Source organism: Roseivirga sp. BDSF3-8, assembly GCF_041449215.1.
GTDB lineage: Bacteria > Bacteroidota > Bacteroidia > Cytophagales > Cyclobacteriaceae > JBGNFV01.
This window is the reverse complement of record NZ_JBGNFV010000001.1, coordinates 4,610,360-4,624,198: the sequence shown is the minus strand read 5'-3', so window position 1 is coordinate 4,624,198 and position 13,839 is coordinate 4,610,360. Positions and strand designations below refer to the sequence as shown.

The 13,839-nt window shown below is 44.7% G+C and carries 8 protein-coding genes; 4 read left to right on the top strand and 4 right to left on the bottom strand.

Annotated elements, in window-relative coordinates; translation table 11 throughout:
* The first annotated feature begins 7 nt into the window (after positions 1-7).
* Entirely contained in the window at positions 8-1,258 is a 1,251-nt protein-coding gene (locus AB9P05_RS19130) for an ABC transporter permease (RefSeq protein WP_371910442.1), read from the top strand.
* Positions 1,259-1,303: 45 nt separating this feature from the next.
* Positions 1,304-2,377: an efflux RND transporter periplasmic adaptor subunit gene (locus AB9P05_RS19125; RefSeq protein ID WP_371910441.1), complete on the top strand. Its 1,074-nt coding sequence runs from the start codon at positions 1,304-1,306 to the stop codon at positions 2,375-2,377.
* A 95-nt stretch (positions 2,378-2,472) separates the two neighbouring features.
* Here the strand turns inward: AB9P05_RS19125 and AB9P05_RS19120 are convergent, their stop codons facing one another.
* On the bottom strand, positions 2,473-2,988 hold the full coding sequence (locus AB9P05_RS19120) for a hypothetical protein (protein ID WP_371910440.1): 516 nt from the start codon (positions 2,986-2,988) through the stop codon (positions 2,473-2,475).
* 294 nt (positions 2,989-3,282) lie between these two features.
* On the opposite strand from AB9P05_RS19120, the gene AB9P05_RS19115 reads away from it, so the two are divergent.
* Positions 3,283-4,458 (top strand): hypothetical protein, encoded by a 1,176-nt coding sequence (locus AB9P05_RS19115; RefSeq protein ID WP_371910439.1) that lies wholly within the window; start codon positions 3,283-3,285, stop codon positions 4,456-4,458.
* 159 nt (positions 4,459-4,617) lie between these two features.
* Positions 4,618-4,977, top strand: coding sequence for an arsenate reductase family protein (locus tag AB9P05_RS19110; protein ID WP_371910438.1), 360 nt, complete (start codon positions 4,618-4,620; stop codon positions 4,975-4,977).
* Between the two features lie 83 nt (positions 4,978-5,060).
* Here AB9P05_RS19110 and AB9P05_RS19105 read toward each other — a convergent pair whose 3' ends face one another.
* From AB9P05_RS19105 to AB9P05_RS19095, 3 genes are all read right to left on the bottom strand, one after another.
* Positions 5,061-7,946: a T9SS type A sorting domain-containing protein gene (locus AB9P05_RS19105; protein ID WP_371910437.1), complete on the bottom strand. Its 2,886-nt coding sequence runs from the start codon at positions 7,944-7,946 to the stop codon at positions 5,061-5,063.
* 83 nt (positions 7,947-8,029) lie between these two features.
* The gene (locus AB9P05_RS19100) at positions 8,030-10,873 is read right to left on the bottom strand and encodes a T9SS type A sorting domain-containing protein (RefSeq protein WP_371910436.1); all 2,844 of its coding nucleotides are present in this window, start codon (positions 10,871-10,873) and stop codon (positions 8,030-8,032) included.
* Positions 10,874-10,960: 87 nt separating this feature from the next.
* Positions 10,961-13,780, bottom strand: coding sequence for a T9SS type A sorting domain-containing protein (locus AB9P05_RS19095; RefSeq protein WP_371910435.1), 2,820 nt, complete (start codon positions 13,778-13,780; stop codon positions 10,961-10,963).
* Between the last annotated feature and the right edge of the window lie 59 nt (positions 13,781-13,839).

Sequence of the window (13,839 nt, the reverse complement as noted above, 5' to 3'; positions counted from 1 at the left end):
TAGTGATATGTTCGATCTCGAAAAATGGCAGGAAATATACAGTACGCTGAGCAGGCATAAGCTGCGTACGGGGCTAACGGCATTCGGAGTATTCTGGGGCATATTTATGCTGGTCGTATTATTGGGTGCCACAAACGGCCTGGAAAACGGGGTGATGACTAACTTCAACATCCAGAAGAACACGGTATTTATGTGGACTGAGCGAACAAGTAAGGCGTATATGGGCTTTCAACCCGGCCGCTCTCTGCGCCTGAAAACTGAGGACACACAGGCGATACTGCAAAATATACCGGAGGTAAAAACGATCGCTCCCAGGCTTAGGCTACAGGGACCCTATACGGTAAACCGCAAAAACAAAAGTGCCTCATACGCGGTATTCGGCGACTATCCTTCATGGATAGACATACGCCCCATGCCTATGAGGGAAGGCCGCTTTGTCAATGAAAAAGACATAGCGGACCGTCGAAAAATAGCGGTGATCGGTGAGCGGGTGCGGGATGTGCTGTTTGAAGATGGTACTGAACCTGTCGGTCAATACATTTCCATTAGGGGAATTTTCTTTAAGGTGGTAGGGGTGTTTGGCACCCAGCGGATGGACGATGAGGCCATGGAGGAGCTGGAGAGTATCTACATCCCGAATACGACCCTGCAATACACCTTTAACCAGGTGGGGGATGTAGGCTGGTATGCCTTTTTGCCCCAGGACAACATCCCGGCTTCTGTAGCGGAAGACAAGGTAAAGACGTTATTGCAGGAGCGGCACAAGGTGGACCCTGAAGATGCCAAAGCCTTTGGCTCAGCCAATATAGAGGAAGAGTATAAAGAAGTACAGGGACTCTTTATGGGTATGAAGGGCTTCGGCTGGCTGGTAAGCATCGGTACCATCATAGCGGGCATCATCGGCGTGAGCAATATCATGCTTATCATCGTGAGGGAACGTACAAGGGAAATTGGCGTACGAAAAGCACTGGGTGCCAGGCCATCGGCCATCCTTTCCCTCATTATCCAGGAATCTCTGGTACTTACGGCCTTCTCAGGTTACTTCGGCCTGGTGGCAGGTACGCTTCTGATAGAGGCAGTAGCCCAGGCACTTAAACGATTTGGAGCGGAAGGGGAGTTTTTCCTTAATCCGCAAATCGACTTTTCAATAGCACTCATGGCTATCGGGGTACTGGTAGCTGCCGGAACCATAGCGGGATTTCTCCCCGCCTATAAGGCAGCACGGATAAACCCGGTACAGGCGCTGAAAGACGAATAAACTCCGGAACCTAATTACAATCTGCAAGCAAACACCTAACAGACAATGAAAAAGGTCATTTATACAATACTCATCATGTGCATAGTGGTACTCTTTGTGGGTACAGGGGTCTTCCTCTTTAAAAAATCGGTGGAAAAGCCGGAGGTATTCGAAACATCCGTACCCTTTCGCACGGATATCGTGCTCAAGACTGTGGCTACCGGCTCAATTAAGCCGCGCAAAGAGGTGGCTGTAAAATCGCAGGTATCGGGCGTGGTAGAAAAGATATATGTGGAGGCGGGGCAGGTAGTAAAACAAAATGAGCTGCTGGCGAAGATCCGCATCATTCCTAACATGGTCAATGTGAACCGGGCTCAGAGTGAACTGAACCAGGCGGAAATAAACTACCGCAATGCTAAAAGGGAAATGGACCGCCAAAAGGGTCTTTTTGACAAAAAGATTATCTCAGAAGTAGAATACCGGCGGTTTGAGCTGGACTTTAAGTTGGCTGATGAGTCGCTAAAGGCAGCCCAGAACAACCTGCAGCTGGTACGTGAAGGGGCCAGCCGCCAAAGCGGGCAGGTGAGTAACGAAGTGCGCGCTACCAGCAGTGGCATGGTGCTGGATGTACCTGTGGAAGAGGGTTCTTTCGTCATAGAAAGTAACACCTTTAATGAAGGCACCACGATTGTATCAATAGCCGATATGAGTGACATGGTGTTTGAAGGCACAGTGGATGAGTCCGAAGTGGGTAAAATAAAGGAAGGGATGGAGTTACTGATGAAGATCGGGGCGATAGAGAACGAACCCTTCACGGCTACGCTGGAGTACATATCTCCTAAAGGACTGGAGGAAGAAGGGGCTATAAAATTTGAGATCCGCGCGGCGGTAAATTTGAAAGAGGGGCAGTTTATCCGGGCGGGTTACAGTGCTAATGCGGACATTGTGCTGGATAAGCGAACCAATGTGCTGGCAGTGAAGGAAAGCAACCTGCTTATGGAGGAAAACCAGGTATTTGTAGAAATACATGAGGGTGACCAGAACTTTACCCGAAAAGAAATAAAAACGGGTATGTCAGATGGCATAAATATAGAGGTGCTGGAAGGACTGGAAGAGGAAACAGAGATCAAAAAAATGTAATCCCCTACCCTTCTTTGTTTGAAATAATCTGAAATAGAAAAAGGCTGCCCGGTTGTTACCGGAGCAGCCTTTCGATTTTCAGTCAAAATAAATTCTTATCCTTCGACCTCTTCCTCGGCTTCTTCTTCTTCGCTTTCTTCCTCCTCTTTCATTTCTTCACGGATGGCTTTCATGCGTTCTTTCACCTCGGGGTCTCTCTCTGCCTTACGCACTTTATTATAGGTGCCCGCTCCAAGGTCATCCTTGATTAGCGTGGTATAATTTTCTTTAAAAAGAATAGTCAGCGAATCAGTATAAGCGATAATAGCATCATACTCAGCTATCTCTTCTTCAGTAGCACTGATTTCCACCAGTTTCACAGAATCGCCCTTGGTAGCGTCAAGCTCCTTATACCGGCGACCGCCCTGCATCAGTTCGCTACTCTGAATCATTTCGTTAACTCTCTCACCTATAGAGATCTTCATGTCTTCGATAGAGTCCATAACAACGATATAAGCTTTTAGCTCCTCGTCGGTGGGTACCTCGTCGTCCTGTGCAAAAACCTGTCCTGAGAACAGGCCCCCTATCATTAAAAATCCTACTACCGTTTTCTTCCAGAAATTGCTCATCATCCTATGGTTGTTTTTCGATTTTTGGTAAGCGATAACTCAAATAAAATAATAAATGCCGTTTAAATCCAAATAATAGAAGATAAATAGACACTATTACTATACAAGCAAACACCTTACCAGGTTTCCACATTTACTCAAAATTTTTCGCATACCTCCTGCAAGCGGAAGGTAACCGCATGTGAAATACTCTCTTACCTTTTAGTTTTCAGTTTAGCCTAATAGCAAACAACTAAGGGGGTTAGCAGGTTTATAGAATGCGAATTATTTAATGAACACAACATATAAAGATAGATTATGAAGATATTCACCAAAGCAGACCTGGAAGAATTAGCAAAAGTGCGTGGAGAGCACTGTATCAGTATTTATATTCCTACCCATCAGCGCGGGGCCGAGGTGAATGAAGGGCAGGATAGTATCATGTTTAAGAACCAGTTACAGGAAATTGAAAACAAACTGGAGGAGAAAGGCCTGGATAACCGTAAGATAGACACTATGCTGCGCGATGCGCGCAACTTACTGGAAGATGGGGAGTTCTGGCGCCACCAATGGAATGGTCTGGCCATGTTCATTACGGAAGATTATTTCCGCTACTACAGACTTCCGATGAACTTCAACGCTAAAAACATGGTGAATCACTCGTTCCACCTTAAGGAACTGATCCCTATGTTTGGTGGAAACGGGACTTACTTCGTGCTGGCATTAAGCCTGAGTAAGGTTCGATTCTTTGAAGCTAACCGCGATGAGATATTTGAGGTGAACATGGAAGAGAATGCGCCTAACGGCATGAAGCAGGTACTCAAGTACTATGAAATGGAACAGAGCCTGCAGTACAGAAGCCAGGTAGGTAACTCAGCCGGTACAGCCAGTGCAGCCAACTATCATGGCCAGGGTGGTGGCAAAGATAACCGTGATGCCTACGTGAATGAATACCTGCGCCTTGTGGATGATGCGGTAAACGAGGTGATCTATGATTACCATTCACCTATGATCATCGTATCGGTTGACTACCTCCAGCCGATGTTCCGGAAGGTGAGTCAACATAATAACATTGTTGATACCGGCATAAATGGAAACCCTGACCAGATGAGTGCCAAGGAGCTGCACGAAAAGACCTGGAAGGTAATGAAAGATCACTTCGACAAGCGTAAGGATGATCACCGTAAACATTACGGTGACCTGGCTGGCACTGGTAAAACATCTTATGACATAAATCAGATTGTACCGGCAGCTCTTAATGGCCGAATAGAAACCTTATTTGTCAAGGAGGATTCTCAGCACATGTGGGGAGTATTTAATAAAGATACTCAGAATGTGGAGCTGCACGATAACCGCGGCAAAGAGGACGAATGTATGGTAAGTATGTCTGCCGTAGAGACGATCCTCAATGGTGGGGAGACATATATTGTATCAGCAGATGAGCTTCCTGAGCAGTCTGTGGATGCGGACATGGTAGCCGTATTCAGGTACTAATAATAAACTGACTTTATATATTGAGAGAAAGGCGGACTTCGGTCCGTCTTTTTTAATGGATGAATGTGGAAGTGGTGAATGAGTGAGTATCGATTTGTATTTTGAGAGAAAGGTGGGGATCGATAGTTTTGCGGGAAAATCAGAAAAGAATTACAGAATATGGAAAATAAAGGGTTTTACCTGAAGACGTGTAATACGTGCATGCGAATACTGGGAGAAATAGACCTGCCGGAAGGGTATGACTTGCAGGAAGTAAAATCTAACCCGGCCTCAGCAGATCAGATAGACGAACTGGCTAAAAAAGCAGGAAGCTACGAGGCTCTCTTCAATCGCCGGTCGAGAAAATACCGTGAATTGGGGCTGCACGAAAAGGAGCTGAGTGAACTGGATTATCGTGAACACCTGCTGAATGAATATACTTTTCTGAAGCGCCCTGCTTTTATAGTGGATGGTGAGTTGTTCTTAGGAAATAGCAAGAAAACGGTGGAGGCCCTTAAAAATAAATTGAACAGCAGGTAGGAGACGCCCTCTCTTACCCGGCCATAGAAAAACCGCAACGGAGTGCCCGCTGCGGTTTTTTGCGTATAGAGGTAGAAAGGGTCTTATTTAAAAATAATCCGTTCGGTGGTCTTACTTTCCGCATCTTCGAAGGTGAGGAGGTAGATACCGGCCTGTAGCCCATTTCTTGGTATGGTGAAGCCGGTGGAAGGCACATCGTGCCAGCTTTGGATGACCTTTCCGCTGAGGTCTGTGAGGGTCAGTTGATTTTGCGGAGCACCCTGCTTATAGTGAAAGGTAATATCAGAGGTAGCAGGATTGGGGTAAACTGACAGTTCTTCGAAGGTATTACTAACGCCAGAACCATCCAGGATTTCCTCTGCTATACGTGAAGCCATAAAATTGGCGATATAGGAAAACTTATTGCCGACATGGTCTGTAACCTCATACTCGAAGTTTGTTGCATAAGAATCGATTGTGCCTTCGTCCATCAGGGCGGGAGTGTAGATCACGTTATACCAGTCACTACTGTTTTGAGGCAGCCCAGCCATGTATATTTCTTTTCTGGTACCCTCGGTCAGGAATAATAACCTGCCTTCGGGTATAGTGACTTTGGCTAATGTATCCAGGTCATAATTAAGTACAAAAAAATTATCCGGATCGGTTACTCTCCTTTGAAAATAAAGATACTCTCCGGCATAGCGCAGCGTAAAGTCATTGATACCATAATCCAAAAAGAACTTAACACTTCCATCCTGGCCGAAATAATAATAATTGCTTCCTTCCAAAAATAATGGTTCTCTTATAGACTGTAACCTTAGGTAATTATTATTTTCATTACTTAAAAGCTTACGAAATGCAACCTTGCCCTCAGATGAAAGTTTATATAAATAAATGCCGGATTGAGGTATAGGAGACTCATCGAAAAAGATAGTTCCTTTTGATAACTGAAGGGCAAACCATAGTTCGTTATTATCATCTAAAGCGACTCCACTATGGTTCCGGTACCTACTAAATGGAGTAAAATTCCGGGACCTTTTATAGTCGATAAGATTACCATTTAACCCCAGACAGACATATACATGTTCTTTACCTGCCTCAGTTCTTCTGGAAAGTAGCATGATAATTCTACCCTGAGTATCTATATGTACCGATTTTGTGAAACTGTGAATATAAAAATCGGTGTCATCACTACCTACCGGGAGTTCAGGTAAAAACCTGGTCCATTGCAACTTTCCCGTTGCACTATATAAGGATAAAGTAAGAAGAGGGTGCTCTAAAGACCTGACGGAACCGTTACTTTGATATATTCTGTCTTTAACTACCAAAACAGCTATATTACCTACTTTGTCAACAGCATAAGAAAGGTCTTCAGCTGCGGCCCCTTGTATAGGGACGGTCATGATCCGGTTCATTTTGTCATCATACTTCGATATAGATTTAGGTATGAGTTCCAGAGTGATATAATTAACCCGATAGGAGTTTCCATAAGCATCAAACAGATAGTTATCCTGTGGTATGAATCTATCAAAATAATCATAGCTAATCGATTCTTTATATGTAAGTATAGGGTTTCCATTTCCACTATTACGGGTTACATCTAATTTGTGCACTCCGCCACTGATGAATGCGGCATAGGATCCTTCACTATCGCCAGTAGGTGGGTTAACCGTCACACTACCGCTAAGTGGTCCGGCTGATGCTATCCTGAATACTAAGGTATCGTATGCCTCTTCAAGCGGTCCAAAAACCACCGTATGTACCCCGGGATGGAGGTTGTTCCTCGTTCTCCCAATGTACCCATCCTGCCATACCCACAAATGATCAAATGCACTTTGGTCAAACTTGTCTTTGTGTACAGCAATGAGACTGGCAGTACCTATAGGGGAAACAGCACTTGAATAGGTTACATCTGCAGACAGGTAAAGATCCGATCTGATGGAGGTATTCAACAGCCCGTAGACCTCTTCATTGGTAATATTATCTCTCTTGCCGGGTCCAAACCAAAGGTAGGGCGTGGTTCCTCCGGTAAAGGCTATTTTTTTAATATCAAGGGTAAATGGGCCAGCGCCGTTATTATATGGAAGCTGTAGCAGATAAACCTTATTGAAGTCAATGGAAGCATCGAAATCTGCTAGGGGTATACGTATGGTATGCCAATCGTATCCGGTCTCAAAGTCCGGCGGAAGGTAACCTCCGAGAGCCACCGGTGAGGCAGTATGACCATTTGGCCGAATCTCAAGTTTTGAGAAATCCGGAGAACCTTCTGCCAGTCGTAATGTGATATCCAAATGACTATTTCCCCCTGCAGTGACATCTACTTTAGGATTCCAGAAATCTTCAGGATTGTTCCCTATTTTGAGAATACCGGCATTGGCATAAAGATTTTCTACTCTTAAAAACTGAAAATCATTATTGATGCTTTGCGGTTGCCTGATTGTTGCCACCATCTGGCCTGGATTTCCGTTTCCATCATGGATATTGTCAGTCTTATCCATACCAAACCACAGATAGGGATTAGAACCTCCTGTAAATCTGATAGATCTGATTTCCATTTTAAAAGCACCGGCATTATTGCTGTATGGTAGCTGGAGAAGGTATAACCGACTGAAGTCAATACTGGTGCTAAAGTCTGCCAGCGGGATTTTAAGGGTAGTCCAGTTAACATCCTTAATTTGTACGGGATCAGTATAACTGCTGAATCTGACCGTAGGAAAACCGGTATATCCGTTTGGACGTATTTCCAGCCGTGACAGATCGGGGGATCCATCAATAACTCTTAGCTGGATTTCCAGGTGTGTATTTCCACCATTAAGTACATTAACCGGCTTCCATATATCGACAGGGTTATTACCAATCTTGAGCTTGGTCCAGGTATTATAAGCATTCTCTATATGTAGAATGTTATACTCCCGGGCAAAAACTCCTGAGGACATGAAGATCAAAAATATCAGGAAGAAAGTGCGAAAAGTGGTAGTTGCCGTATTCATGTGGTTTGAAATTATAAGTTACTTCTGGTTTGAGGGCTAAAGAATCTTTCCATAGCCATATAGCTGATAAAGTCACTTGAGGTTCACCTGAATACCAGTCTCTCGGTGGTCTTACCGGCGGCATCTTCGAAGGTGAGGAGGTAGATGCCGGCAGGCGTATTCCCTCTCTTCAACTCATAGCCGCTGGGGTCCACATTATGCATTTCGGCCACTAAGCGACCCTGCAGGTCGGTAAGCTCCAGGGTATTGGTACGGCTCCTCCCCTCCCATCGGCAATGCACGACATCTATGACTGGGTTAGGCCATAGGGCAACTTCCTGTTCACTGATCTCAGAAGAAACGGCCACCGTATTGGACCTGCTTATTCCTTCTTCGCCCTTGATTTCCAAGCGGTAAAGGTATTCACCGGAGGCAGGGAGCTTGTCGCTAAAGGTAAACTGGTCGTTTTTCAGGCTGGCTACTGGTTCCATACTGTATTCATCGACACCGCGATAGATGGTGTATGTGGCATTTTCATAACCGGTGTAGGGCTGCCAGTTCAGGTCTACCTTACCTCCTGTTTCGGCTTTGGCTGTTAGTACGGCAGGGCTATGGGGTTTACTTTCGTTTTCACCATCCTTGGTCAATACTCTTACTACGTATTCGGGCTTATCTTTCAGCGCTACCTCTGTATAATGGGTGAACGAGGTTTGATAAGAAGCTACACTTCCGATACGGGTAAGTTGCTCGCCATCCTGGCGGTAAATTTCATAGCCGGTAAACTCTCCAAGCGGTGGCTCCCAGTTGATTTCATAGGCTTTGTTATCCAGAGTGGCGTTTATGCCGGTGATGGAGGTGGTGGTAAAGTTCAGATTGAGCGATAAAGATTGATTAGAAACGTCTTCTAACAAAATATTATGTTCAGACCAGCCGCTGGGTATGATTATATTTCTTTTTTGTGGGGGAGAAAATTTAAATAAAAGGGTATAACCAGAAGATGAAGTAGTAACAGGAAAGTCACCGGAATATCCACTATGCGTAGCAATATGAAAATTGCCTACTTCATCTATAACCATCTCTGGAAATATTACCCAATCACCAATTTCATAAGAATGTACGATCGCACCAAACATATCAAGTTGGTGCATAGTAGCATCCTGAAAAATCACATAAGGCAACCCAGCCTGATCAAATGCAACGCCAGGGAAAGTATTATTAAATAAGTCTAGTGTATTAGTATAACTTAATGTGCCATCATCATTATAAGATCTAAAAGTAGTCATGTAAAATATATGAGGCCCCATCTGATAATCTATGATAACAAGGTCTGTATATGGACGATAGATCATTCCTCTTACAACGCCTGCACCTTCTAATCTTTTGCTAAAAATCACATTACCATCTTCAGTTATTTTGCTTAGTACGGTGGTAGGGCTATAAAGGCCACTAGACGACGCTGCAAAAATATTTCCTTTATCATCAAAGGCTATTTTCCCAAAAGCTCTGAGAAACTCATAGTCAGTGTTTAATAAAATATTATAATTCAAAACACCATTAATTCCCATTTTAAGGAGCCTTATAGACTCCGTAAGTAAATACAAACTGCCTTTTCTATCAGAATTTATGGCAATTACCCTATCGGTTCCAATATTTCTAAGCCATTCTAGTTGACCATTAGCATTTATTCTGGCTATAAAACTAGTAACCGTATCAACTCCGAGATGTCTACCTTCAAGGTTGAAGCCGGTCTCTGCCATACCGGATACGTAAAGAGTTCCATTAGGATCAACATAAAGTTGGTAAATGAAACCATTAGAGATGTGAAGATCCCATAGTTTTACCCCATATTTGTCCAGCTTTTCGATGGTTTCTCCTGATTGAACATATACATTCTCATATAGGTCGACCTGTAGGTCTGGAAAATGTCCGGTTGCGGTATAACTGTAAAGAGGATTATATGACCATTGAAAAGGATCCACTGTCTCATTAAACAATCCCTCTGATCTCTGATACACAAAACTGCCCTGCTGCCTAAAGAAATACGGTGCCCGCCCCCCTTTAACTGTTACTTCTATGTTTCCATCTATGGTATCAGTAGGTGGGGTTAGGTCGGCAGAGACTAAACCTAATGGCTCCAGACTCGGGATTACAAAGCTTTCCGAAACCAAGGACCCATCTTTCAAAGTTGCCTGAATATTGTGAGTACCTGAAATAAACTCACAATTACTTACAACTGGATCTAAAAATTCAACAGGTCTATTTTCATCATCTTGTATACAGGAAACTTGGGGTATCTGACATGAATCAACTAAATAATACCCCTCCGTGGCCTCATTATAATAGGCAACTTCGACTCTGCCTGGGTAACTATAGTCATACTGAAAATAAAACTCTTTCTCAATGGCGGCAATCAACTGGCCGGAATTACCAAATCCATCATGTATATTATCCCGTTTACCCTCCCCGAACCAAACATAGGGAGTAGCTCCGCCGGTAAAAGTAACGGATCGGATTTCCATCACAAATAAGCCGGCATTATTGCTATAGGGTATTTGAAGCAGATTGAGCTGAGAAAAATCGATACCCGTATCAAAGTTAGCCAGGGGTATGCTGATGGTATACCACTCAAAACCATAAGTGAAGTCGACAGGCACGTAGTCAGCCAGTTTAATGGGGTTGCCTCCATAGCCGTTGGGCCTTATTTGCAAACGACTCAGGTCCGGCGTGCCCTCGGAAATTCTGAACTCTAATTCAAGGTGGGTATTTCCCCCGGCAGTGACATCCACTTTAGGATTCCAGAAGCTGGAAGGATTATTGCCCATTTTGAGTTTATTCCAGCCGTCACGGACATTTTCTACTCGTAGTATCTCATAGTCCTGGGCTAAGAGGGCTAGTGGTAACAGGCAAAAGAGGGTAAGGATCAGATGTCGTAATTTATTGGTAGTCATTATTGTATTCTTATATATTATTAAATAAAGGAAGTGACCTCGCGAAAGAGAGACGGGAGGCAGAAACTGACCTTGTGGGTCATCTATTTATCTAAATACCAGTCTCTCGGTGGTCTTACCGGCGGCATCTTCGAAGGTGAGGAGGTAGATGCCGGCAGGCGTATTCCCTCTCTTCAACTCATAGCCGCTGGGGTCCACATTATGCATTTCGGCCACTAAGCGACCCTGCAGGTCGGTAAGCTCCAGGGTATTGTTACGGCTCCTCCCCTCCCATCGGCAATGCACGACATCTATGGCAGGGTTAGGCCATAGGGCGACTTCCTGATCACTGATTTCGGAAGAAGCGGCCACCGTATTGGACCTGCTTGTTCCTTCTTCGCCCTTGATTTCCAAGCGGTAAAGGTATTCACCGGAGGCAGGGAGCTTGTCTTTAAAGGTAAACTGGTCGCTTTTCAGGCTGGCTATTGGCTCCATACTGTGTTCATCGGCACCGCGATAGATGGTGTATGTGGCATTTTCATAACCGGTGTAGGGCTGCCAGTTCAGGTCTACCTTACCTCCTGTTTCGGCTTTGGCTGTTAGTACGGCAGGGCTATGGGGGTTGCTTTGATTTTCGCTAGTGTTCGTTAATACTCTAACCACGTATTCGGGCTTATCTTTCAGCGCTACCTCTGTATAATGTGTAAATGAGGTTTCGGAAGGGGCTACACTTCCGATACGGGTAAGCTGTTCGCTATCCTGGCGGTAAATTTCATAGCCGGTAAACTCTCCAAGCGCTGGCTCCCAACTGATCTCATAAGCATTGTTATCCAAAGTGGCATTTATGCCGGTAATGGAGGTGGTGGTGAAATTGATAGTTTCTGAAAAGGTCTGCCCCTTGGCATCTTCAACTTCATAATAAAAAGAAGACGCTCCGGAAGGAATGGTAAGAGTACGGTATGACGCGGGAGAAAGGCTTTTCAGGTATAATGAACTTCCCTGGCTATCGATCCCGAACAGAAAAATACGACCGGTACCATCCAGGCTAATATAAGGCGTAAAGGCATAATAGTACTCGGGCCCTGCAACGGTATACATTTCAACACCAAGGGGATCAAACTTACGCACTACACCCGGATTTTCTGTTGTATATACGAAGCCAGAGGGGCCGGTGGCCACATCTGTGACTGTATAGAAGTAAGGAAGGTTATTAAGCTCTTTATTGAATATATTGTTTCCTAATTTATCAATGGCTGATAAGTGACTATATGTGAGCATGGATCCACCATTAATAAATACATAATTCACATTAACGACATAGATGAGACCCAGATCAGTGGCAGCCAGCCCTCTGATATCGGAGGAGTAGGGTATGCGTCTGATCCACTCAATTACACCCGAGGCACTGGTTTTAATGACGGAAGCCCCCTCTCCGGCCGGTACCGGAGTACCGGCAAAGGTAGGACCTGCCAGGAATCCTGCATAAATGTTGCCTTCATTGTCTGACGTAAGTCCACCAAAAGGACCGCTCCCGCCACTCATTGACCAATATTTATGACCGTTGACACCATAACGCACTAGAGTGGCTCCCGGAGTATGATACAGGAAATATACACTGCCTCTTGCATCTCCTGTAGCAGCTTCAGGATTGACTTCACTACAGGCTCTGAGCCAGTCTACATCACCGGAAGCATTTACTCTGGCCACAAAGCCTGTAGCATTATTATTGCCCAGATGGCGTGTACCAGCTGTCATGTTTACACCTGCATTACCTGTGATATAAGTGTTTCCAAGAGGGTCTGTATAATGGGCTTTTTTGCCGGTATTGCTCAATGTCAATGTCCATAGTAGGTTGCCGTTCTCATCACGCTTTTGAAGAAACTCATCGTACAACACATATGTATTGCCAAAGAGATCTACCTGCACGTCCAGGTTATTATTATCAAGTACGTTGAAATCGGTCTCCCAATTGTATACCTCTATGGTGTCATTAAATGCCTTATAGGTACTGCTTTCTTTAGTGAAATAGGTAGCAGCGCCTCCCTGAACACTAAGGGTGGCACTACCCGCTGTACTGGCGGTAGGGGGTACGATATCTGTGCTGACTGCCATAGAAGGTGATGAAGAGACTGTGTAGTCCTGAGTGTGTATCGCTCCGCTTTTCAAAGTGGTATTGACCTGATATGTACCAGGCACAAGTTTGCATCCTGAAACGGGATCGGAAACAAAGGATATGGGCCGGGATGTATCATCCTGCATACAGGCAATGAGCGCTGACTGGCATACGTCGCTACGTGTACCCACGTTTATCAGTCCATCATTATAATAAGTTCTGCGGCCTGGCAGATCCACGTGGATATCATAATAAAACTCCTTTTCGACCGCGGCCGTCATTTGCCCCGGAAAACCTTGTCCATCGTGTATATTATCCCGTTTACCCTCACCGAACCAAACGTAAGGGGTGCTGCCGCCGGTAAACTCTATAGATCGAAACTCCATGACAAAGGTGCCAGCCATGTTGCTGTAGGGAATCTGTAAAAGGTAGACCGATGTGAAGTCGATGAGGGAATCGAAGTCGGCCAGAGGAATGGAGATCGTATACCAGTCGAAGCCATAGGCAAAGTCCTGCGGTAGGTAATTAGCAAAACTGACCGGATTACCTGAGTAGCCGTTAGGCCTTATCTGAACCCTGGACATATCCGGGCTACCTTCGGAAACCCTGAATTCGATCTCAAGAAGGGTATTTCCGCCTATAGTAACATCAATTTGAGGATCCCAAAAACTGGAAGGATTATTACCGAGCTTTAATTTATTCCACTCGTTACGCACGTTTTCCACGCGTAGTATTTCATAGTCCTGGGCTAAGAGGGGAAAGCAGAGAAGTAACAGCCCTGCTAAGAGCAGAAATGGGGTTCTTAAAATTTTCATAAGCGATAGGGTAATATTGTTTCATATATAATGTATTAGCAAGGTCCTGATTCAGCACA

Coding starts and splice junctions, on each gene's coding strand:
- AB9P05_RS19130 (WP_371910442.1), top strand. CDS start 8: ATGTTCGATCTCGAAAAATGGCAGGAAATATACAGTACGCTGAGCAGG.
- AB9P05_RS19125 (WP_371910441.1), top strand. CDS start 1,304: ATGAAAAAGGTCATTTATACAATACTCATCATGTGCATAGTGGTACTC.
- AB9P05_RS19120 (WP_371910440.1), bottom strand. CDS start 2,988: ATGATGAGCAATTTCTGGAAGAAAACGGTAGTAGGATTTTTAATGATA.
- AB9P05_RS19115 (WP_371910439.1), top strand. CDS start 3,283: ATGAAGATATTCACCAAAGCAGACCTGGAAGAATTAGCAAAAGTGCGT.
- AB9P05_RS19110 (WP_371910438.1), top strand. CDS start 4,618: ATGGAAAATAAAGGGTTTTACCTGAAGACGTGTAATACGTGCATGCGA.
- AB9P05_RS19105 (WP_371910437.1), bottom strand. CDS start 7,946: ATGAATACGGCAACTACCACTTTTCGCACTTTCTTCCTGATATTTTTG.
- AB9P05_RS19100 (WP_371910436.1), bottom strand. CDS start 10,873: ATGACTACCAATAAATTACGACATCTGATCCTTACCCTCTTTTGCCTG.
- AB9P05_RS19095 (WP_371910435.1), bottom strand. CDS start 13,780: ATGAAAATTTTAAGAACCCCATTTCTGCTCTTAGCAGGGCTGTTACTT.